The organism is Pseudomonas sp. HLT2-19-2 (assembly GCF_054898005.1).
In genome coordinates, this window is sequence record NZ_CM142712.1 from 20,129 (window position 1) to 41,840 (window position 21,712).

General features: G+C 58.9%; 24 protein-coding genes and 1 pseudogene. 17 read left to right on the forward strand and 8 right to left on the reverse strand.

Annotated features, from left to right (window positions below):
- Window positions 1-116: 116 nt before the first annotated feature.
- On the reverse strand, window positions 117-1,610 hold the full coding sequence (locus tag ACYZTU_RS00105; protein ID WP_449645049.1) for an aldehyde dehydrogenase: 1,494 nt from the start codon (window positions 1,608-1,610) through the stop codon (window positions 117-119).
- A gap of 240 nt (window positions 1,611-1,850) precedes the next feature.
- Here ACYZTU_RS00105 and ACYZTU_RS00110 point away from each other — a divergent pair, with 240 nt between their 5' ends.
- On the forward strand, window positions 1,851-2,213 hold the full coding sequence (locus tag ACYZTU_RS00110; RefSeq protein ID WP_461967159.1) for a cupin domain-containing protein: 363 nt from the start codon (window positions 1,851-1,853) through the stop codon (window positions 2,211-2,213).
- 72 nt (window positions 2,214-2,285) lie between these two features.
- On the opposite strand, the gene rpmG is transcribed toward ACYZTU_RS00110, so the two are convergent.
- Together rpmG and rpmB are read right to left on the reverse strand one after the other, a co-directional pair.
- Complete coding sequence (gene rpmG / locus ACYZTU_RS00115; RefSeq protein ID WP_007894709.1) at window positions 2,286-2,441, reverse strand: 50S ribosomal protein L33; 156 nt, start codon at window positions 2,439-2,441, stop codon at window positions 2,286-2,288.
- Window positions 2,442-2,452: 11 nt separating this feature from the next.
- On the reverse strand, window positions 2,453-2,686 hold the full coding sequence (gene rpmB / locus ACYZTU_RS00120; protein WP_007894701.1) for a 50S ribosomal protein L28: 234 nt from the start codon (window positions 2,684-2,686) through the stop codon (window positions 2,453-2,455).
- A 447-nt stretch (window positions 2,687-3,133) separates the two neighbouring features.
- Here rpmB and ACYZTU_RS00125 point away from each other — a divergent pair, with 447 nt between their 5' ends.
- Window positions 3,134-4,720 (forward strand): ABC transporter substrate-binding protein, encoded by a 1,587-nt coding sequence (locus tag ACYZTU_RS00125; RefSeq protein WP_461967161.1) that lies wholly within the window; start codon window positions 3,134-3,136, stop codon window positions 4,718-4,720.
- A gap of 7 nt (window positions 4,721-4,727) precedes the next feature.
- Here the strand turns inward: ACYZTU_RS00125 and radC are convergent, their stop codons facing one another.
- Window positions 4,728-5,402 carry a RadC family protein gene (radC, locus tag ACYZTU_RS00130; protein WP_449645052.1) on the reverse strand — a complete coding sequence of 225 codons (675 nt, stop codon included), beginning with the start codon at window positions 5,400-5,402 and terminating at the stop codon, window positions 4,728-4,730.
- A 135-nt stretch (window positions 5,403-5,537) separates the two neighbouring features.
- On the opposite strand from radC, the gene coaBC reads away from it, so the two are divergent.
- The 7 genes and pseudogenes from coaBC (at window position 5,538) to ACYZTU_RS00165 (ending at window position 11,224) form a co-directional block, all read left to right on the forward strand.
- On the forward strand, window positions 5,538-6,746 hold the full coding sequence (coaBC, locus tag ACYZTU_RS00135; protein ID WP_461967163.1) for a bifunctional phosphopantothenoylcysteine decarboxylase/phosphopantothenate--cysteine ligase CoaBC: 1,209 nt from the start codon (window positions 5,538-5,540) through the stop codon (window positions 6,744-6,746).
- Between the two features lie 5 nt (window positions 6,747-6,751).
- Complete coding sequence (gene dut, locus ACYZTU_RS00140) at window positions 6,752-7,207, forward strand: dUTP diphosphatase (RefSeq protein WP_134420907.1); 456 nt, start codon at window positions 6,752-6,754, stop codon at window positions 7,205-7,207.
- A gap of 257 nt (window positions 7,208-7,464) precedes the next feature.
- Window positions 7,465-8,868: pseudogene (locus ACYZTU_RS00145) on the forward strand (phosphomannomutase/phosphoglucomutase); the annotation flags it as partial.
- A gap of 39 nt (window positions 8,869-8,907) precedes the next feature.
- A complete protein-coding gene (argB, locus tag ACYZTU_RS00150) occupies window positions 8,908-9,813 on the forward strand; it encodes an acetylglutamate kinase (RefSeq protein WP_131060689.1) in 906 nt (301 codons plus the stop codon).
- 189 nt (window positions 9,814-10,002) lie between these two features.
- Window positions 10,003-10,263 carry a hypothetical protein gene (locus tag ACYZTU_RS00155; protein WP_131060688.1) on the forward strand — a complete coding sequence of 87 codons (261 nt, stop codon included), beginning with the start codon at window positions 10,003-10,005 and terminating at the stop codon, window positions 10,261-10,263.
- A gap of 18 nt (window positions 10,264-10,281) precedes the next feature.
- Window positions 10,282-10,854: a hypothetical protein gene (locus ACYZTU_RS00160; protein WP_461967165.1), complete on the forward strand. Its 573-nt coding sequence runs from the start codon at window positions 10,282-10,284 to the stop codon at window positions 10,852-10,854.
- Entirely contained in the window at window positions 10,841-11,224 is a 384-nt protein-coding gene (locus ACYZTU_RS00165) for a hypothetical protein (RefSeq protein ID WP_461967167.1), read from the forward strand. Before ACYZTU_RS00160 ends, ACYZTU_RS00165 begins: the two co-directional genes overlap by 14 nt.
- 43 nt (window positions 11,225-11,267) lie before the next feature.
- On the opposite strand, the gene pyrE is transcribed toward ACYZTU_RS00165, so the two are convergent.
- Entirely contained in the window at window positions 11,268-11,912 is a 645-nt protein-coding gene (gene pyrE / locus ACYZTU_RS00170) for an orotate phosphoribosyltransferase (protein ID WP_007894680.1), read from the reverse strand.
- Between the two features lie 82 nt (window positions 11,913-11,994).
- Here pyrE and ACYZTU_RS00175 point away from each other — a divergent pair, with 82 nt between their 5' ends.
- The gene (locus ACYZTU_RS00175) at window positions 11,995-12,774 is read left to right on the forward strand and encodes an exodeoxyribonuclease III (RefSeq protein WP_007934608.1); all 780 of its coding nucleotides are present in this window, start codon (window positions 11,995-11,997) and stop codon (window positions 12,772-12,774) included.
- A 90-nt stretch (window positions 12,775-12,864) separates the two neighbouring features.
- On the opposite strand, the gene ACYZTU_RS00180 is transcribed toward ACYZTU_RS00175, so the two are convergent.
- Together ACYZTU_RS00180 and rph are read right to left on the reverse strand one after the other, a co-directional pair.
- Window positions 12,865-13,233 (reverse strand): DUF4870 domain-containing protein, encoded by a 369-nt coding sequence (locus tag ACYZTU_RS00180; protein WP_461967168.1) that lies wholly within the window; start codon window positions 13,231-13,233, stop codon window positions 12,865-12,867.
- A 28-nt stretch (window positions 13,234-13,261) separates the two neighbouring features.
- Window positions 13,262-13,984 (reverse strand): ribonuclease PH, encoded by a 723-nt coding sequence (gene rph, locus ACYZTU_RS00185; protein ID WP_010465211.1) that lies wholly within the window; start codon window positions 13,982-13,984, stop codon window positions 13,262-13,264.
- 269 nt (window positions 13,985-14,253) lie between these two features.
- Here rph and ACYZTU_RS00190 point away from each other — a divergent pair, with 269 nt between their 5' ends.
- From ACYZTU_RS00190 to ACYZTU_RS00215, 6 genes are all read left to right on the forward strand, one after another.
- Window positions 14,254-15,117: a YicC/YloC family endoribonuclease gene (locus ACYZTU_RS00190; RefSeq protein WP_008150145.1), complete on the forward strand. Its 864-nt coding sequence runs from the start codon at window positions 14,254-14,256 to the stop codon at window positions 15,115-15,117.
- Window positions 15,118-15,129: 12 nt separating this feature from the next.
- Complete coding sequence (gene gmk / locus ACYZTU_RS00195; protein WP_461967170.1) at window positions 15,130-15,750, forward strand: guanylate kinase; 621 nt, start codon at window positions 15,130-15,132, stop codon at window positions 15,748-15,750.
- 167 nt (window positions 15,751-15,917) lie between these two features.
- On the forward strand, window positions 15,918-16,181 hold the full coding sequence (rpoZ, locus tag ACYZTU_RS00200) for a DNA-directed RNA polymerase subunit omega (protein WP_007894670.1): 264 nt from the start codon (window positions 15,918-15,920) through the stop codon (window positions 16,179-16,181).
- 56 nt (window positions 16,182-16,237) lie between these two features.
- A complete protein-coding gene (gene spoT, locus ACYZTU_RS00205) occupies window positions 16,238-18,343 on the forward strand; it encodes a bifunctional GTP diphosphokinase/guanosine-3',5'-bis pyrophosphate 3'-pyrophosphohydrolase (protein ID WP_461967172.1) in 2,106 nt (701 codons plus the stop codon).
- Between the two features lie 27 nt (window positions 18,344-18,370).
- Complete coding sequence (locus ACYZTU_RS00210; RefSeq protein WP_003229509.1) at window positions 18,371-18,751, forward strand: RidA family protein; 381 nt, start codon at window positions 18,371-18,373, stop codon at window positions 18,749-18,751.
- Between the two features lie 71 nt (window positions 18,752-18,822).
- Window positions 18,823-19,563: a hypothetical protein gene (locus ACYZTU_RS00215; protein ID WP_461967174.1), complete on the forward strand. Its 741-nt coding sequence runs from the start codon at window positions 18,823-18,825 to the stop codon at window positions 19,561-19,563.
- A gap of 144 nt (window positions 19,564-19,707) precedes the next feature.
- On the opposite strand, the gene ACYZTU_RS00220 is transcribed toward ACYZTU_RS00215, so the two are convergent.
- Complete coding sequence (locus tag ACYZTU_RS00220) at window positions 19,708-20,565, reverse strand: SDR family oxidoreductase (RefSeq protein WP_461967176.1); 858 nt, start codon at window positions 20,563-20,565, stop codon at window positions 19,708-19,710.
- 189 nt (window positions 20,566-20,754) lie between these two features.
- On the opposite strand from ACYZTU_RS00220, the gene exbB reads away from it, so the two are divergent.
- Window positions 20,755-21,711, forward strand: coding sequence for a tonB-system energizer ExbB (gene exbB / locus ACYZTU_RS00225; protein ID WP_461967178.1), 957 nt, complete (start codon window positions 20,755-20,757; stop codon window positions 21,709-21,711).
- The last annotated feature ends 1 nt before the right edge of the window (window position 21,712 follow it).

Genomic DNA, 21,712 nt, shown 5'->3' on the forward strand with positions numbered 1-21,712 from the left:
CCACGCTCCTGTGGATATTATTTTTCAGTCGCAGAGACAACACAGCCGGACCTTCCTTGCGGAAAGTCCGGCTGCGAGATGGATCTACAGTGGGAGCAGACGTACCCCCACAGGTTTTACAACTTGATCCAGGTCGCCTTCAGCTCGGTGTACTTGTCGAACGCGTGCAGCGACTTGTCGCGACCGTTGCCGGACTGCTTGAAGCCACCGAACGGGGCCGTCATGTCGCCGCCGTCGTACTGGTTGACCCACACGCTACCGGCGCGCAGCGCTTTGGCGGTCAGGTGAGCCTTGGAAATATCCTTGGTCCACACTGCTGCAGCCAAACCGTAAGGCGTGTCGTTGGCGATCTGGATGGCTTCTTCGGCGGTATCGAAAGTGATCACCGACAGCACTGGGCCGAAAATTTCTTCCTGAGCGATTTTCATCGCATTGCTGACGCCGTCGAAAATCGTCGGCTCAACGTAGGTGCCACCGGTTTCCTGAAGAATGCGCTTGCCGCCCGCCACCAGTTTGGCGCCGTCGGCGTGGCCGGATTCGATATAGGACAGCACGGTGTTCATCTGCTGCGTATCCACCAGCGCGCCGACGTTGGTCGCCGGGTCCAGCGGGTTGCCCGGTTTCCAGGTTTTGAGGGCCTCGATCACCAGCGGCAGGAATTTATCCTTGATCGAACGCTCCACCAGCAGACGCGAGCCGGCGGTGCAAACTTCGCCCTGGTTGAAGGCGATGGCGCCGGCAGCCGATTCAGCGGCCGCTTGCAGGTCCGGAGCATCGGCGAACACGATGTTCGGGCTCTTGCCGCCGGCTTCGAGCCAGACGCGTTTCATGTTCGATTCGCCGGAGTAGATCAGCAATTGCTTGGCGATCTTGGTCGAACCGGTGAACACCAGGGTGTCCACGTCGTTGTGCAGGGCCAAGGCCTTGCCGACGGTGTGACCGTAACCTGGCAGGACGTTCAGCACGCCTTTCGGGATACCGGCTTCAACGGCCAGCGCAGCAATGCGAATAGCCGTCAGCGGCGATTTTTCGGACGGCTTGAGGATCACCGAGTTACCGGTGGACAGCGCCGGACCGAGTTTCCAGCAGGCCATCATCAGCGGGAAGTTCCACGGCACGATGGCGCCGACGACGCCGATGGGTTCGCGAGTCACCAGACCCAGTTGGTCATGGGGAGTCGCGGCCACTTCGTCGTAGATCTTGTCGATGGCTTCACCGCTCCAGCTCAGGGCTTGCGCCGCGCCTGGAACGTCGATGTACAGGGAATCGCTGATCGGCTTGCCCATGTCCAGGGTTTCAAGCAGGGCCAGCTCTTCGGCGTGCTGTTTCAGCAGGCCGGCGAAACGAATCATGGTGGCTTTGCGTTTGGTCGGCGCCAGACGCGACCAGACGCCGGAATTGAAGGTGGCGCGAGCATTTTCAACAGCGCGCTGGGCATCGGCGGCGTCACAGCTGGCAATCTTGCCCAGCAGACGGCCATCGACCGGGCTGATGCACTCAAAGGTCTCGGCGGAGACAGCATCGGTGTATTCGCCATTGATGTAAGCACGGCCTTCGATCTTCAGATCGCGAGCCCGTTGTTCCCAATCGGCACGAGTCAGGGTGGTCATATGAGTGTCCTCCTCTAGTTGAAAATACGAGCGCCCCGCGTTCTTCGCGGACGTCCTCAGGAATTCCGCCCGGCCAGCCTGCTTTTTCGGCCCAAGGCAACTGCCACCCTAAACCAGTGGCCGGGGTTGTTTCAATATATTTGACACAAGGTCGGCAAACGGCCTTGCGGTGTTCATTTTAATAAACATAGACTTTGGGCTTTCCAGTCACTTGCGTCGCAATCACGGGGGAATACAACAATGAGCATCCATGACATCGTCGACTTCAGCCAGGCCACCACTGAGCCTGAGCGCTATAGACCGGACCAGGCCAAGATCCTGAAAGGTGACCCCGAACAAGTGGTTTACAACCACTACAACAGCCCCTGCGGCCAGTTGAACGCGGGGATGTGGGAAGGCGCCGTCGGCCAGTGGCATGTGAACTTCACTGAGCATGAATACTGCGAAATCATTCAGGGCGTTTCAGTGCTGCGCGACAACGAAGGCAACGGCAAGACGCTGCGTGCGGGTGATCGCTTCGTGATTCCGGCCGGGTTCCGCGGCACCTGGGAGGTGCTGGAACCGTGCCGCAAAATCTATGTGGCGTTTGAACAGAAGGCCTGAAGCCTTTCTTCAAGCCACAAAAAAGGCCCGTATCGTGAGATACGGGCCTTTTTCGTAAGAGGGAAAAATCAATTACTTGATTTTGCCTTCTTTGTAGATCACGTGCTTACGAACAACCGGATCAAATTTCTTGATCTCGATTTTGTCCGGAGTAGTGCGCTTGTTCTTGTCGGTAGTGTAGAAGTGACCAGTACCGGCGCTCGAAATCAAACGAATCAATTCACGCATGATTAGCTCCCTTAGATCTTGCCAGCTTTGCGGATTTCGGCCAGCACGACAGTGATGCCACGCTTGTCGATGATACGCATGCCTTTGGCAGATACGCGCAGACGCACGAAACGTTTCTCTTCTTCAACCCAGAAGCGGTGATGCTGCAGGTTCGGCAGGAAACGACGACGGGTTTTGTTGTTTGCGTGGGAAATGTTATTCCCAGTCACCGGACCCTTACCGGTAACTTGACATACTCTCGACATGCCTCAGCCCTCTAAAACCACATGCCCAACCCGGCATGGGTTGGCCGCTTAATCTCTCAGTCATTTGGCGCTAGGCGCCGCGTTTCTTTAGAGGTCTTACCGGCTACACCTACAAGTGAAGGAACCGGGCCCCTAGAAAAGAGCGCTGCTTTATACCAGAAAGACTAGAGAGCAACAACATTCCGTGTGCACGGACTTGATAAAAACCCCATTTTTCGAGCTCAGAGCGCCTTGGATAAAGGCTATCGTCGATAAAGACCGCTCGTCGCTGAGAATCGGCCAACAGGCCAATCCGGGGTTTTCCTCGGGCAGCACACACCGAAAACAATCGCACATACTCCCCTTAAAATGAAAAAGGGGATAGTCATTTGCAAAAGAGCCCACTAGGGTAAGCCTTTTCCAGACTGCACTTGCAGATGGGCCTTCGATCTGTAAAGGAATCCGACCATGCGCCTCGCTGCCCTATCGCTGTTGCTCGCTCCTCTTCTGCTAAGCCCGTTGGCCCATGCCGCCGCGCTGAGCGTCTGCACTGAGGCAAGCCCGGAAGGGTTCGACGTGGTGCAATACAACTCGCTGACCACCACCAACGCCTCCGCTGACGTGCTGATGAACCGTCTGGTGGACTTCGAAACCGCCAGCGGCAAAGTGGTCGCCAGCCTCGCGGACAGCTGGGAAATCACGCCAGACGGCCTGACCTATGTCTTCAAATTGCATCCGCAGGTGAAATTCCACCGCACCGAGTATTTCAGCCCGACACGCGAACTGACCGCCGAAGACGTGAAGTTCAGCTTCGACCGCATGCTCGACCCGGCAAACCCATGGCACAAAGTCGCCCAGAGCGGCTATCCGCACGCCCAGTCGATGCAGTTGCCTGCACTGATCAAGAAGATCGACGCCCTGGACCCGCTGACCGTGCGCTTCACTCTCGACCACCCGGACTCGACCTTCCTCGCGACCCTGAGCATGGGCTTCGCCTCGATCTATTCCGCTGAATACGCGGATAAATTGATGAAGGCCGGCACCCCGGAGAAGCTCAACAGCCAGCCGATCGGCAGCGGTCCTTTCATCTTCACGCGCTTCCAGAAAGATGCCTCGATTCGCTACAAGGCCAACCCGGATCACTTCCGCGGCAAGCCGTCGGTGGACCCGTTGATCTTCGCCATCACCCCGGATGCCAACGTACGGTTGCAGAAATTGCGCCGCAACGAGTGCCAGATCGCCCTGTCGCCCAAGCCTCTGGACGTGCAGGCAGCGCTGAAAGAACCGACGCTGAAAGTCGAAAAGACTGACGCCTTCATGACCGCGTTCGTCGGCATCAACAGTCAGCACCCACCGCTGGACAAGCCTGAAGTGCGCCAGGCGATCAACCTCGCGTTCGACAAGGCCAACTACGTCAAAGCCGTGTTCGAAGACACCGCCGAACCCGCCAATGGCCCCTACCCGCCTAACACCTGGAGCTACGCCAAAGGCTTGCCGGGCTACCCGCATGATGTCGAAAAGGCTCGGGCATTGATGGCCAAGGCCGGACTCAAGGACGGTTTCCAGACCACCATCTGGACCCGACCATCCGGCAGCCTGCTCAACCCGAACCCAAGCCTCAGTGCTCAAATGCTCCAATCCGACCTCGCGGAGATCGGTATTCAGGCCGAGATTCGGGTGATCGAATGGGGCGAACTGATTCGCCGCGCCAAGGCCGGCGAACACGACCTGCTGTTCATGGGCTGGGCCGGCGACAACGGTGACCCGGACAACTTCCTCACGCCGCAGTTTTCCTGCGCCGCGGTCAAGTCCGGTACCAACTTCGCTCGCTACTGCAACCAGGATCTGGACAAGCTGATCAGCGCCGGCAAGACCACCGGCGAGCAAGGCGTGCGTACCAAGCTCTACGAACAGGCTCAGGAGCAGATCCAGCAGCAGGCACTGTGGCTGCCGCTGGCCCACCCGACCGCCTTCGCGCTGACGCGCAAAGACGTCGAGGGTTATGCAGTCAGCCCGTTCGGCCGCCAGGATTACTCGAAGGTTCACCTGAAATAGCGCTGGACTACATCCACCCGTACTCGGCCATGGACAACGGATCGCCGTCACCGATGATGAAATGGTCGAGCACCCGAACATCGATCAGGTCCAGCGCCTCTTGCAGGCGCTTGGTCAGCTTTCGGTCGGCTTGACTGGGGTTGGTGTTGCCCGACGGATGGTTGTGGCAGAGGATCACCGCTGCAGCGTTGTGGGCAAGGGCACGCTTGACCACCTGTCTTGGATGGACACTTGTGCTGTCGATTGAGCCGCGAAACAACGCTTCAAAGGCCAGCACTTGATGCTTGGAATCCAAAAACAGGCACCCGAACACCTCGTGAGGCTCGTGTCGCAGCATCGACTTCAGGTAATCACGAACTGCCTGCGGATTTTCCAGTGCCGACTTTTGGCGCGCACGTTCGGCTAAATGCCGTCTGCCCATTTCCTGTACCGCTTGCAACTGAGCGAATTTCGCGGGTCCGAGCCCCAATTGCCTGCTGAATGCTTCCTGATCAGCCTCGAGTAGTGCACGCAGGCTGCCAAACTGATTCAACAGATGTCTCGCCAGATCTACCGCGCTTTTACCCGACACGCCGGTTCGTAAAAAAATCGCCAGCAGTTCGGCGTCCGAAAGACTCCCAGAGCCCAACTCAAGTAACCTCTCCCGCGGCCGCTCGGCCGCCGGCCAATCACGAATACTCATAGCACCTCCCTGTGTGTGGGCGCCGCTGTTCCGTAGCGGTCGCTGTGATATCGTAGCCCATCTTTTTTGCTGGCGATTTCATCCCTGGGGAGGGGGTATCGCCATGCAGTCACTATCGAATTGAAAGGCAGACCTATGCAGCGGCTGTATCGGAAACGCATCGTTCTGGGCGTCGGCGGCGGTATCGCTGCCTACAAAAGCGCCGACCTGGTTCGCCGACTGATCGACCAGGGTGCCGAAGTGCGCGTGGTCATGACCCGTGGCGGCAGCGAGTTCATCACCCCGCTGACCATGCAGGCCTTGTCCGGGCACCCGGTCCACCTCGATCTGCTGGACCCGGCGGCCGAAGCTGCCATGGGCCACATCGAACTGGCCAAATGGGCCGACTTGGTATTGATCGCCCCCGCCACTGCGGACCTTATCGCCCGTCTGGCCCAAGGCATTGCCAATGACCTGCTGACCACGCTGGTGCTGGCCACCGACGCCGTGGTCGCCGTTGCCCCGGCGATGAACCAGGCCATGTGGCGCGACCCAGCGACCCAGGCCAACCTGCAACTGCTCGAAAGCCGCCACTTGAAAGTCTTCGGCCCGGCCTCCGGCAGCCAGGCCTGTGGCGACGTCGGCATGGGCCGCATGCTCGAAGCCACCGACCTTGCCCAATGCGCGGCGGGCTGCTTCCAGCGTCAGGCGCTGACCGGCAAACACGTGCTGATCACCGCCGGCCCAACCCAGGAAAACATCGACCCGGTACGTTACATCACCAACCACAGCTCCGGAAAAATGGGCTTTGCCTTGGCCGAAGCCGCGGTGGAAGCCGGTGCCCGCGTGACGCTGATCACCGGTCCGGTGCACCTGCCAACGCCAGATCGCGTTACCCGCATCGACGTGGTCAGCGCCCGCGACATGCTCGCCGCCTGTGAAGCCGCGATCCCTTGCGATCTGTTCATTGCTTCTGCGGCAGTCGCGGACTACCGCCCGGAAGTCGTCGCCCCACAGAAACTCAAGAAAGACCCTACGAACGGCGACGGCTTGTTGCTACAGATGGTGCGCAACCCAGACATTCTGGCCACCATCGCCACGCGCCCTGACCGTCCGTTCAGTGTCGGTTTCGCCGCTGAAACCGAACACCTGCTCGACTACGCTGCACGCAAGTTGAAAGACAAGAACCTCGACTTGATCGTCGCCAACGACGTCGCCAACCCGAGCATTGGCTTCAACAGTGAAGAAAACGCCTGCAGCGTGATCGACCGCCAGCTACACGCCACACTTTTCGCCCAGACCAGCAAGAGCAAGATTGCCCGCCAGCTGATCACTTTTATCTCCGAACGTCTGAACCAGGTTTAATTTACATGCACGCTTTGCAAGCCAAGATCCTCGACCCCCGCATCGGTACCGACTTCCCGCTGCCGCAGTACGCCACACCAGGCTCCGCCGGCCTCGACCTGCGCGCCATGCTGGAAAAAGACACCGTCATCAAGCCGGGCGAAACCCTGCTGATTCCAACCGGCCTGTCGGTGTACATCGGCGATCCGGGCTTGGCGGCGCTGATTTTGCCGCGCTCCGGCCTGGGCCATAAGCACGGAATCGTGCTGGGCAACCTCGTCGGCCTGATCGATTCCGATTACCAGGGTCCGCTGATGGTGTCGTGCTGGAACCGTGGCCAGACCGACTTCAACATGGTGGTGGGCGAGCGTTTGGCCCAGCTGGTTTTGGTGCCGGTCGTTCAAGCGCACTTCGAGATGGTCGAAGAGTTCGTTGAAACCGAGCGCGGCGCTGGTGGTTTCGGGCATTCCGGCAGCCATTGATCACAGGGTCGTAGGCTGGGCAGTCTGCCCGGCCTGACGCCAGTTTTTTGCATTCCAGGACGAAAATTGCACTAGCCTCATCTGGAAGGTTTACCGCCCAAAATCAAGGCATTTGCCGGCCAATCGCTGGCTAATGTTGGGGGCATGGCCTTTGCACACCACGAACTCTCAGTGGAAAACGCCGTCATACCCTTCAGTTTGAACCTGCCGACGAGTTCTTCGCAGCAGGTCCAGCCACCCTTCGAGATGGAGCATTTCCAGTAATGAGCAGCCCAGCCCAAGTCGCACCCAAGTTCCCCGACAGCATCTTCCGCGCCTACGACATTCGCGGCACCGTCCCGGAATTTTTGAACGCTGAAACCGCTTATTGGCTAGGTCGCGCCATCGGCTCCCAGAGCCTGGCCCAGGACGAACCGAACGTTTCCGTTGGCCGTGACGGTCGTCTGTCCGGCCCGGAACTGGTCGAGCAACTGATCAAAGGCCTGGCCGATGCCGGTTGCCACGTCAGCGACGTCGGCCTGGTGCCAACGCCTGCGCTGTACTACGCCGCCAACGTGCTGGAAGGCAAATCCGGCGTCATGCTCACCGGCAGCCACAACCCGTCGAACTACAACGGTTTCAAAATCGTCATCGCTGGCGACACCCTGGCCAACGAACAGATCCAGGCCCTGCACGAACGCCTCAAGACCAACAACCTGAGCAGCGGCAAGGGCAGCATCACCCAGGTCGAGATCCTCGATCGCTACAACACCGAAATCGTCCAGGACATCAAACTGGCTCGCCGCCTGAAGGTTGTGGTCGATTGCGGTAACGGCGCCGCCGGCGTGATCGCCCCGCAACTGATCGAAGCCCTGAACTGCGAAGTCATCCCGCTGTTCTGCGATGTCGACGGCAACTTCCCGAACCACCACCCGGACCCAGGCAAGCCTGAAAATCTCGTGGACCTGATCGCCAAGGTCAAGGAAACCAACGCTGACCTCGGCCTGGCTTTCGACGGCGATGGCGACCGCGTCGGCGTGGTGACGAACACCGGCAGCATCGTCTTCCCGGACCGCCTGCTGATGCTGTTCGCCCGTGACGTACTGGCGCGCAACGCTGACGCGGAAATCATTTTCGACGTCAAATGCACCCGTCGCCTGACGCCGCTGATCAAGGAATACGGCGGCCGTCCGCTAATGTGGAAGACTGGCCACTCGTTGATCAAAAAGAAAATGAAACAAACTGGCGCCCTGTTGGCCGGCGAAATGAGCGGGCACATCTTCTTCAAGGAACGCTGGTTCGGTTTCGACGACGGCATTTACAGCGCCGCGCGTCTGCTGGAGATCCTCAGCAAAGAAAAATCCACTGCGGAAGAGCTGTTTGCGACCTTCCCGAACGATATTTCTACGCCGGAAATCAATATCCATGTGACCGAAGAGAGCAAATTCAGCATCATTGATGCACTGCACGACGCGAAATGGGGCGAAGGCGCCAACCTGACCACCATTGACGGCGTGCGAGTCGACTACGCCAAAGGCTGGGGCCTGGTGCGCGCGTCCAACACCACACCGGTGCTGGTGCTGCGCTTCGAGGCCGATGACGAGGCTGAATTGCAGCGCATCAAGGATGTTTTCAAAGTCCAGTTGAAGCGTGTTGCACCTGATCTCCAACTACCGTTTTGACCTTCTGAAGCGCCCTTATTTGAAGTGCCGGAGCCCTGAATGACCCTCGAACGCGAAGCCGCCGCCAACACCGCCAAGGTCCTGTCCGAAGCGCTGCCTTACATTCGCCGCTATGTCGGCAAGACGCTGGTGATCAAGTACGGCGGCAACGCGATGGAAAGCGAGGAGCTGAAAACCGGCTTCGCCCGCGACATCGTGCTGATGAAAGCTGTCGGCATTAACCCGGTGGTGGTTCACGGCGGCGGCCCGCAAATCGGCGACCTGCTCAAGCGTCTGTCGATCGAGAGCCACTTCATCGATGGCATGCGTGTGACTGACGCACAAACCATGGACGTGGTGGAAATGGTCCTCGGCGGCCAGGTGAACAAGGACATCGTCAACCTGATCAATCGTCACGGCGGCAGCGCCATCGGCCTGACCGGTAAAGACGCCGAGCTGATTCGTGCGAAGAAGCTCACCGTGACCCGCCAGACGCCGGAGATGACCCAACCGGAAATCATCGACATCGGCCAGGTCGGCGAAGTAGTCGGGATCAACACCGACCTGCTGAACTTGCTGGTCAAAGGCGATTTCATTCCGGTGATCGCGCCAATCGGCGTCGGCGCCAACGGCGAGTCGTACAACATCAACGCCGACCTGGTGGCCGGTAAAGTCGCCGAAGCGCTGAAAGCTGAAAAGCTGATGCTGCTGACCAACATCGCCGGCCTGATGGACAAGTCGGGCACGGTCCTGACCGGCCTGACCACCCAACAGGTCGACGACTTGATCGCCGACGGCACCATCTACGGCGGCATGCTGCCGAAGATCCGTTGCGCGCTGGAAGCGGTACAGGGCGGCGTCGGCAGCTCGCTGATCATCGATGGTCGGGTTCCGAATGCAATTCTGCTTGAGATCTTCACCGATACCGGTGTGGGCACCTTGATCAGCAATCGCAAGCGTGACTGAATCAAGTACATCAAAAGATCGCAGCCTTCGGCAGCACCCACGGATGTACGAATATTCCGTAGGAGCTGACGAAGTCTGCGATCTTTTTTATGCGCGCAGGAAACGTCCGACCTGAATCAGCGAAACGTCTGACATCCCGTCAGCAATAGTCCGCATAGGATCTTCCCTGTATCCACAGGAGATCTCACCATGCAAAAAGATAACGTTCCTTACGGCAGCGACATTTCAGCAGGCCGTTACGCTTGCGCGGACTGCGGCCATGAATACTCGGGCTCGTCAAAGAAGTCGATGCCGCCCTGCCCCTATTTCGAAGAAGACACTCATACGCGCAAAGGCTGGAAAGTGCTGACCGGCCAGGGCGACGCCGTGATTGATCCATATCCGGAAAAAACCGACAAACCCGTCGGGATCAAACAGGTCGAAACCTCCAACCCTGCCAGCAAAAAATAGCGTCGGAGGCACTGAGCCATGCAGATCTCGTTCACGATCGACGCCCAGGCTTTCGAGCAGGAGCAAAAGGAGCCGGTCAAAAAGACGTTGAGGATTTCCGACAACGAAATCGCCCACGCGCTACAGCGAATCGCCAAGGCGAGTCTGACCGAATACTTGAAAATGCTGGTAGAAGGCGGCATGCCGAGTCGGGCCGATGAAGCGAAACAGGACCGCTTGCTGTATCTGATTCAAAGCTACTTCGGGCAGACCTTGCCGACCGAATCGCAAATATCGACGATTTTCCAGCTCACTCAGAGCCAGAGCAAAACCCTGCTGAAAAACACGGTTTCACGGTTTCGCAATCAGCTGGACGATATCTTGCAACACAGCATGCGAGCTGTGATTGAGTCTGCGGAGCATGCTCAGACCGTGTATCTGGTGGTAATCAGCTCTGACGTCATCCGTGATGAGTTGAACATGCTGATCACTCAAAACGAGCCAACATTCAAACCCATCACCAAACGCAAGGGCAGCGCCGGGCAGTTCGAGATCAGCGAAGACTCTCACGATCTGTTGCGCACAACGCTGGGGACCAATGCCGTTCAGTGACATCGTCGCGGTCAGCGGCTTGCTGCTGACCCTGACCACCTTCATGTTCAACCTGGCGTGGCCCAAGTTGCATAAAGCACTGGAGCTGGATGAAAACCAGCCAGGTCCGCTCGCCAGAAAACGTAGCCGGAAAACCGTAGTGAACGTTTTGTTCGGCTGCGCCCTTCCACTGACGACAGCCTTCATGGCGCTGTTTTACGTCAACTTCCCTGCCGCCGTGAGAATCATGGGCAGCAGCACGCTGGATCTTTGGGACTTTGACGTGGATCGCACACTTTACGTGATGGTTGTGTTTGCACTGATGGTGTTTGCGCTGTTCAACGCCCGGTTAACCCTGCGCCTGTGTGCGAAATGGTGCAGCCTGCGTTAATCGCCAGATGAAAAAAAGGCCCTGTAAAAACAGGGCCTTTACGTCAGACGCCAAACTGAGCCCGATAGGCTTCAACCGCCGGCAAATGCTGCTTGAGCTGCGGATCGTCCGCCAGGAATTCCAGCACCTGGTTCAGCGAAACAATGCTGATCACCGGAATGCCGAAGTCACGCTCCACTTCCTGGATTGCCGACAACTCGCCGTTGCCACGCTCCTGCCGGTTCAGCGCGATGAGCACGCCCGCAGCCTTGGCGCCGTCCTGGGAAGCGATGATCTGCATCACCTCACGGATTGCAGTGCCAGCGGTAATGACGTCGTCGATGATCAGTACGTCGCCGGTCAACGGTGCGCCGACCAGGCTGCCGCCTTCGCCGTGGGCCTTGGCTTCCTTGCGGTTGAAGCACCATGGCAGATCACGACCATGATGTTCGGCCAAGGCCACTGCCGTGGTCGCCGCCAAAGGGATGCCTTTGTAGGCTGGACCGAAGAGGACGTCGAACGAAATACCGCTCTCGACGATGGCTGCCGCGTAGAAACGACCCAACTGCGCAAGGGCCGATCCCGAGTTGAACAGGCCGGCATTAAAGAAGTAAGGACTGGTGCGCCCGGACTTCAGGGTGAACTCGCCGAAGCGCAAAACGCCGCGATCGATGGCAAAACGAATGAAATCGCGCTGATACGCTTGCATGAAAAAAACCCCAAATACCACGGATTTAGCTAATTAGGTTGACGCCGTGTATCATACACGCACGCGATTTTTGGGGCCATTTATGCGGATCATCAGTGTGAACGTCAATGGTATTCAGGCTGCAGTGGAGCGAGGTTTGCTCAGTTGGCTGCAAGCACAGAATGCCGACGTCATCTGCCTGCAGGACACCCGCGCCTCCGCCTTTGAACTGGACGATCCAGCCTTCCAACTGGATGGCTACTTCCTTTATGCCTGCGAAGCCGAAGTTCCCGCCCAAGGTGGCGTGGCTTTGTATTCGCGGCTGCAACCGAAGGCAGTCATCAGCGGTCTCGGGTTCGAGACGGCCGACCGCTACGGGCGCTACCTGCAAGCCGATTTCGACAAGGTCAGCATCGCGACCTTGCTGCTCCCTTCGGGGCAGAATGGCGATGAAGACTTGAACCAGAAGTTCAAGCTAATGGACGATTTCGCCCGTTATCTGGATAAACAGCGACGCAAACGTCGCGAGTACATTTACTGTGGCTCGCTGTACGTGGCGCAACAGAAGCTGGATATCAAGAACTGGCGCGACAGCCAGCAATCCCCGGGTTTCCTGGCACCTGAACGTGCCTGGATGGACGAGATTGTCGGCAACATGGGTTATGTCGATGCCCTGCGCGAAGTCAGCCGTGAAGGTGACCAGTACAGCTGGTGGCCGGACAACGAACAGGCTGAAATGCTCAACCTCGGTTGGCGTTTCGACTATCAGTTGCTGACACCGGGTCTGCGCCGCTTCGTACGTAGCGCGCGTTTGCCTCGCCAGCCACGGTTCTCGCAGCACGCGCCGCTGATCGTGGACTACGACTGGACGCTGACTATCTAACCAAGCGTTTTTTCGCAGACACAAAAAAGCCGACATCAGTGTCGGCTTTTTTGTGCGCGCTGAAAAACCTGTGGGGATTGGTGATGCTGCTTATTTCACCAACCGCCAAGTGAAGGGATAGCGATAAGGCACCCCTTCATTGGACTTGAGACCGGCAATGATGGCCAGCACCATCGCCCCGATCAGTACCAACGGCAGCAGCGCAAAACCGATCAACACCAGCATAAGCAGGTAACAGATACCCGAGACCAGGGCCACGGTGATCTGAAAGTTCAGCGCTTCCTTGCCTTGGGCGTCGATGAAAGGATCGGTTTCACGCTTCCACTGCCAGAGTATCAACGGCCCAATCAGGTGACCAAACGGCAACCAGACACCGAGAAACGCCGAGAGGTGACAAAACATCGCCCATTGCCGAACCTCTTTGCTCGGGATGGGAAGCAGCTGTTGCTCGTCACTCATAACGTCCTCCTTGCCTGGAGCGGTCCGATCAGTCGGCCAGTGCAGCCTTTTGCAGTTCGAAGATTTCGGTCATGCCTTTCTTCGCCAGTTCCAGCATCGCGTTCAGCTCTTCCGGCTGGAACGGTGCGCCTTCGGCAGTGCCCTGAACTTCGATGAAGCCGCCAGTGCTGGTCATCACCACGTTCAGGTCAGTCTCGGCAGCCGAGTCTTCCAGATAGTCGAGGTCGAGCACAGGCTCGCCCTGATACATGCCCACCGAAACGGCTGCGATCATTTGCTTCAACGGGTCGCCGCCTTTCAGGCCGCCGCGCTTCTTGATCACTTTCAACGCGTCGACCAGTGCAACCATCGCACCGGTGATGGACGCAGTGCGGGTGCCGCCGTCAGCCTGGATCACGTCGCAGTCGACGTACAAGGTGACGTCGCCCAGCTTGGACATGTCCAGCGAAGCACGCAGGGAACGGCCGATCAGACGCTGGATTTCCAGGGTACGGCCGCCTTGCTTGCCGCGGCTCGCTTCACGCTGGTTACGCTCGCCAGTGGCGCGCGGCAGCATGCCGTATTCAGCGGTCAACCAGCCTTGGCCCTGACCTTTGAGGAATCGCGGCACGCCGTTCTCGACGCTGACGGTGCAGATGACTTTGGTATCACCGAACTCGACCAGTACAGATCCCTCGGCGTGTTTGGTGTAGTTGCGGGTAATGCGGATCGAGCGGAGCTGATCGGCAGCGCGACCACTTGGACGTTTCATAGGGAGTACCTGTACGGGGGACGGAAAACTGCGGAGCATTATAGAGCCGCAGGGCCGTGAGTGGGCACTTCTAAAAAATCCCCCGACGACTGAAGGCCCTGAATAGCGCTTTACCGACGGCCTGCAGCCCTTTGTCACGCCGTGTGTTTGGGCGCATTCGCCCCATTGCGCTACAATCCTGCGCCTTTGCTGCCTCTCGGCTTAAATTCATATAGATCAGGCCTGCGAAACCTTTGGTAACGCATGAACCTGCATTGCGAGGTAACTCCATGGTGCACAGCATGACCGCCTTCGCCCGCGTCGAAAAAGCCGGCGCCCAAGGCACCCTTAGCTGGGAACTGCGCTCGGTCAACAGCCGCTACCTGGAGCCGCACTTGCGTCTGCCGGAGTCCTTTCGCGACCTCGAAGGCGCGGTCCGCGAGGCGCTGCGCCAGGGAATTTCCCGGGGCAAGCTCGAATGCACCCTGCGCTTCACCGAAGAAAACACCGACAAACCACTGCAGGTGGACCGCGAGCGCGCCGCACAACTGGTCGCTGCCGCCGAGACCATCGCCGGCCTGATCAAGAATCCGGCCGCACTGAACCCGCTGGAAGTTCTGGCCTGGCCCGGCGTGCTGGTGGGCGATGCAACTGACCCGCAAGCCTTGAATGCCGAAGCACTGGCGCTGTTCAACGAAGGTCTGAAAGAACTTAAGGCCGGCCGCGAGCGCGAAGGCGCGGAGCTGGCACGGTTGATCAATGATCGCCTGACCTCCATTGAAGAAGACGTGGTGACCCTGCGTGAACTGGTCCCGCAGATGCTCGCCACCCAGCGCCAGAAAGTGCTCGACCGCTTTGCCGACATGAAGGCCGAGATGGACCCGCAGCGACTGGAGCAGGAAATGGTCATGCTCGCGCAAAAGAGCGACGTCGCCGAAGAACTGGATCGCCTGAGCACTCACATCATCGAAGTTCGCCGGGTGCTCAAATCCGGTGGCGCTGCCGGTCGGCGCCTGGACTTCCTGATGCAGGAGCTCAACCGCGAAGCCAACACACTGGGCTCCAAAGCCTTCGACCCGCGCAGCACCCAGGCGGCGGTCAACCTCAAGGTGTTGATCGAGCAGATGCGCGAACAAGTGCAGAATATTGAGTAAGGCAAACCCCACATGACCCACAGCACCGGCACCCTGTACATCATTTCCGCACCCTCGGGCGCGGGCAAGAGCAGCCTGGTCAAGGCCCTGACCGACGCTAATCAGGAGATCCGCGTCTCCGTTTCCCACACCACCCGCGCCATGCGCCCCGGTGAAGTGAACGGTGTGAACTACAACTTCGTGTCGCGCGAAGAGTTCGTGAAGATGATCGAACACGGGGATTTCCTCGAGCGCGCCGAAGTGTTCGGCAATCTCTACGGCACTTCGCAAAGCCACCTGCAGCAGACCCTGGACGAAGGCCACGACCTGATTCTGGAAATCGACTGGCAGGGTGCAGAGCAAGTGCGCAAGTTGATGCCCCAGGCCCGCTCGATCTTCATTCTGCCGCCGTCCCTGCAGGCCTTGCACCAGCGCCTGACCAATCGCGGCCAGGACAGCGACGAGGTCATCGAAGGCCGGATGCGCGAAGCCGTCAGCGAGATGAGCCACTACGTCGATTACGACTACCTGATCATCAACGACGATTTCGCCCACGCACTGAAGGATTTGCAGGCGATTTTCCGCGTAAATCAGCTGCATCAGAAGCGCCAGCAGCAGCGTAACGGAAAACTTTTGGCCGAATTGCTCGGCTAAACAGCACTTCCCAAAACCGCTGCAAGGGCTTTACATTGGCACTTGCAGCGCGTCGAAGAGCTTGGTCAAAAAAACAGCGCTTCCCTAATCGCTGGTGATTTTTTAAACTGTCGAGTCCGCTCGCCCAACCGGGCAGCGCGCATATTGCATTCGCTCCGAGGAATACCATGGCCCGCGTAACCGTTGAAGATTGCCTAAACCACGTGGAAAACCGCTTTGAGCTGGTCATGCTGTCTACCAAGCGTGCCCGTCAACTGGCCACCGGCGGCAAAGAGCCATTGGTCCAGTGGGAAAACGACAAGCCTACCGTTGTAGCCTTGCGTGAAATCGCTGAAGGCCTGATGAGCTACGAGTTCATCGCCAATGCTGAAATCGTCGAAGACGAACCGCTGTTCGCAGCGTTCGAGGACGAGTCCAACGAGGCCGTGTAAGCCATGCCTGGTCGACGTAGCACGGCGCGGGGTCACAGCGAACGGCAGGATTCATCATGCCGAGCATAGACGCCCTCGCCGATCGCTTATCGACCTACCTCGGCAAGGACCAGGTCAACCTGGTCCGCCGAGCGTACTTCTACGCCGAACAAGCCCACGATGGCCAACGCCGCCGTAGCGGCGAGGCGTACGTCACGCACCCACTCGCGGTTGCGAATATTCTTGCCGAAATGCACATGGACCATCAGAGCCTGATGGCTGCGATGCTGCATGACGTGATCGAAGACACCGGTATTGCCAAGGAAGCGCTGCAAGCGCAGTTCGGCGAAACCGTGGCCGAACTGGTTGACGGGGTCAGCAAACTGACCCAGATGAACTTCGAGACCAAAGCCGAAGCCCAGGCCGAAAACTTCCAGAAAATGGCCATGGCCATGGCCCGCGACATTCGCGTGATCCTGGTCAAGCTCGCTGACCGCCTGCACAACATGCGGACGCTGGAAGTCCTGTCCGGCGAAAAGCGTCGGCGAATTGCCAAGGAAACCCTGGAAATCTATGCGCCCATTGCCAACCGGCTGGGCATGCACGCCATCCGCATAGAATTCGAAGACCTCGGCTTCAAGGCGATGCACCCGATGCGTTCCGCACGGATCAACCAGGCGGTCAAACGCGCCCGGGGCAACCGCAAGGAAATCGTCAACAAGATCGAAGAATCACTCAGCCACTGCCTGGCTATTGATGAAATCCAGGGCGAAGTCAGCGGTCGTCAGAAACACCTCTACGGCATCTACAAGAAAATGCGCGGCAAGCGTCGGGCCTTTAACGAGATCATGGACGTCTACGCGTTCCGGATCATCGTCGACAAGGTCGATACCTGCTACCGCGTGCTGGGTGCTGTGCATAACTTATATAAACCACTGCCGGGGCGCTTCAAGGATTACATCGCAATCCCCAAAGCGAACGGCTACCAGTCGCTGCACACCACATTGTTTGGCATGCACGGTGTTCCGATCGAGATCCAGATCCGCACCCGTGAAATGGAAGAGATGGCCAACAACGGCATCGCCGCGCATTGGCTGTACAAATCCAGCGGCGACGAGCAGCCAAAAGGCACTCACGCCCGCGCCCGCCAGTGGGTCAAAGGCGTGCTGGAGATGCAGCAACGGGCCGGCAACTCGCTGGAATTCATCGAGAGCGTGAAGATTGACCTGTTCCCGGACGAGGTCTATGTGTTCACGCCCAAAGGCCGGATCATGGAGCTGCCCAAAGGCTCCACGGCGGTCGACTTCGCTTACGCGGTGCACACCGACGTGGGCAACAGCTGCATTGCCTGTCGGATCAATCGTCGTCTCGCACCGCTGTCCGAACCGTTGCAAAGCGGCTCCACGGTCGAGATCGTCAGCGCCCCCGGCGCGCGGCCGAACCCGGCGTGGCTCAACTTCGTGGTCACCGGCAAGGCACGGACCCACATCCGCCATGCACTGAAACTGCAACGCCGCTCCGAATCCATCAGCCTCGGCGAACGCCTGCTGAACAAAGTGCTGAATGGCTTCGACAGCTCGCTGGAGAAAGTCGCGGCCGAGCGCGTCAAAGCGATGCTCACCGAGTACCGTCTCGAACTGATCGAAGACTTGCTCGAAGACATCGGCCTGGGCAATCGCATGGCTTATGTGGTGGCTCGCCGACTGCTTGGCGAAGGCGAACAGCTGCCAAGCGCAGAAGGTCCGCTGGCGATTCGTGGCACCGAAGGCCTGGTGCTCAGTTACGCCAAGTGCTGCACACCGATCCCGGGCGACCCGATTGTGGGCCACCTGTCCGCGGGCAAAGGCATGGTCGTGCACCTGGACAACTGCCGCAACATCAGCGAAATCCGCCACAACCCGGAAAAATGCATCCAGCTCTCGTGGGCCAAGGATGTCACCGGCGAATTCAATGTCGAGCTGCGCGTCGAACTGGAACACCAGCGCGGCCTGATCGCTCTGCTGGCCAGCAGCGTCAACGCGGCCGACGGCAATATTGAAAAAATCAGCATGGACGAGCGCGATGGTCGCATCAGCGTGGTCCAACTGGTGGTCAGCGTGCACGACCGCGTGCACCTGGCCCGCGTGATCAAGAAACTGCGTGCCCTGACCGGGGTGATTCGCATCACCCGCATGCGTGCGTAAACCACCACTCATTACAAGGAGTCATTCATGACCAAAACAGTTATCACCAGCGACAAGGCCCCGGCTGCCATCGGTACTTACTCCCAGGCGATCAAGGCTGGCAACACCGTTTACATGTCGGGTCAAATTCCTCTGGACCCAAAAACCATGGAGCTGGTTGAAGGCTTCGAAGCCCAGACCGTCCAGGTGTTCGAGAACCTCAAAGCCGTCGCCGAAGCCGCTGGTGGTTCGTTCAAGGACATCGTCAAACTGAACATCTTCCTCACCGACCTGAGCCACTTCGCCAAGGTCAACGAGATCATGGGCAAGTACTTTGACCAGCCTTATCCTGCCCGCGCCGCCATTGGCGTAGCAGCCCTGCCAAAGGGTTCGCAGGTTGAAATGGATGCCATTCTGGTCATCGAGTAATGCGCCCGGCGCAGCCCTTTAAGGCTGCGCCGCTGCCGTATGTATAAAAAGCGTTTTGAAAGGATTCCACCATGCGCCAAGCGCTTGTTCTCTCGCTGCTCGCCCTATTCCTGGGCGGTTGTGCCAGCAACCCCGCCGACCGTGATATCAGCGGTACCTGGATCAATCAGGTGGCGATCGATGCTGCATCCAAAGGCGGCCCCCTGCGTGAAGCGCTCCAGGCCTATGGCCCGAACCTGGAATGGGACGTCAACACCAAGGCCAGTCAGGCCCGCTACACCAATGGTTTTGAAAACGTCGACGGCAAGCTGCTGGGCGAAGAGTCCGGGGCCTGGAAGATCGACTTTTATGGCAGCTCCGCCAGCGAGCTGAAGCGTGACGGCAAGCAACTGAGCCAAGCCGCCAACGACAATGAGCCGGAGCAAGTCTTCGACCGCGCTCAGGTTCAGGTACCAGACGGCGCACCAATCGGCGCCAGCTTCGAGCGCGCGCTGTATTCGGCGTACATGGGCGGCAGCTGGAAAGTCGTCAGCGGTCCCGGTGAAGGCAATACCGTGCAATTCCAGGCTGACGGCCAGGTTGCCGGCTTGCCGGGTGCGGATCGCTATGCCTTGTGTCTGGCCGGTGATTGCGCTTCGATGAGCAGCGGTAACGACAACATGTGGCTGCAAGTGAATGGCCAGGGCAACACCTGGATCTTTGCGCGCAAGGGCAAAGAACTGGAGATCCTCCAGGCCGTAAACACGGCTCAGGCAGACGAGATGCCTTCGTTCACACCGGGTGAGCGCAAGTGGTTACTGGAAAAGCAGTAACCCGGATCTAAAGGCCCACAGAAATCCAACTGTAGGAGCGAGGCTTGCCCGCGAAGGCGATGTAACAACCGACATAGATGTTGGAAGTTATGACGCCTTCGCGGGCAAGCCTCGCTCCTACAGTTGTTTTGGGGTGTATGGAAGTCAGCAGCGGCCTTCGAGAATTGCGGCATAGCCTTCGCGATAGCTTGGATACTTTGGCGTCCAGCCCAAGGCCTTCGCCCGAGCATTACTGCACTGCTTGCTGCCTGTGCGCCGCACGCTCGCATCCTCCGCCCATTCGGTCACGCCCAGGTACTCACGCAACCAGCCCACCACTTCCGCCAGCGGTGCCGGCGCATCGTCGACGCCTATATAGAAGTCATCCAACGCCACCCCACGCCGATCCGCCTCAAGCAGAAACGCCATCAACCCCGCCGCGTCATCGGCGTGAATGCGGTTACCGTACAACGGTGGATCAATCGCCACGCGATAACCCCTGCGAACCTGCGTCAGCAGCCATTCGCGGCCCGGGCCGTAAATGCCGGTCAAGCGCACGATGCTGGTCGGGATGCCGCTTTGGAGTGCCACTTGCTCAGCCTCCAGCATCAATCGACCTGAATAGCCTGCTGCAATGGTCGGCGAAGCCTCGTCGACCCACTCGCCATCCTGCTGGCCATACACACTGCTGCTGGAAACAAACAGCAGGCGATTGGGTACCTGACCGTAGTCGTTCAACCAGTCCAGCACATGCTGCAAGCCCTGCACATAAGCGGCACGGTAACCGGCCTCATCGTGATCGGTAGCGGCGGCACAATACACCAGATAATCCACCGCACCGACTGGCCAGGTCGCCGGGCAGTCTTCATTGAACAAGTCGCCGGCAACACCAATGACTCCCTCGGGCAGGCGCGAGACGTCACGCCTCAGGCCATGAACCTCCCACCCAGAAGCCAGCAATTGCGTGGCAAGGCGACTGCCGACATCACCACAGCCGGCGATCAAAACAGATGGCACGGACATCAGAAAACTCCCGTCAGAAAGGCACAGACTAGCGCCGGCAATGGACGAGCGGCTAGCAATGAAGGAAAAAAAGATACTCTATTACTTTTGTTAACAAGAATTACTTGCAATAATGCCTGCCACTTTTGTTCTCGGCCTCACGAGGCCTGGAAGAACATTTACCGTCTTTTTCTCTCAGGTCCGGCCAGCATGACACGCAATCAATTCCCCGCTTCGCCAACCAAACGACCTCGCGCCTGGAGCGCAGTGGCTGCCCTGCTGCTCAGCCTGATGCTGGCGCCGACCGCCGCGTTCGCTGACGCACAAGCGCCAGCCGCTCCGGCCGCCACTGCTGCTCAAGCGCCAGCGGATCACGCCGCTCCGGCCGTTACCCCGGCCCAAGCCGTAGACACCACCGCCGAAGACGTTCCTGAAGTCCTCGAAGCCGACAACTCCCTGGGCATGGCCCACGACCTGTCGCCGTGGGGCATGTACCAGAACGCCGACATCATCGTGAAAATCGTGATGATCGGTCTGGCCATCGCGTCGATCATCACCTGGACCATCTGGATCGCCAAGGGTTTCGAGCTGATGGGCGCCAAGCGTCGTCTGCGCACTGAAATCGCCCACCTGAAAAAAGCCACCACCCTTAAAGAAGCCAGCGCTTCGGCAACCAAGGCCGGCACCCTCGCCAACCTGCTGGTGCACGATGCACTGGAAGAAATGAAGCTGTCGGCCAACAGCCGCGAGAAAGAAGGCATCAAGGAACGCGTCAGCTTCCGCCTCGAGCGTCTCGTTGCAGCCTGCGGTCGCAACATGAGCAGCGGCACCGGCGTGCTCGCCACCATCGGCTCCACCGCGCCGTTCGTGGGTCTGTTCGGTACCGTGTGGGGCATCATGAACAGCTTCATCGGCATCGCCAAAACCCAGACCACCAACCTCGCCGTCGTGGCTCCCGGCATCGCCGAAGCCCTGCTGGCGACTGCACTGGGCCTGGTTGCCGCGATTCCGGCCGTTGTGATCTACAACGTCTTTGCCCGCTCCATCGCCGGTTACAAGGCGCAGGTGTCCGACGCTTCGGCGGAAGTCCTGCTGCTGGTCAGCCGCGACCTCGACCACCTGCCGCCCGAGCGCAGCTCGCAACCGCACATGGTGAAAGTGGGGTAAT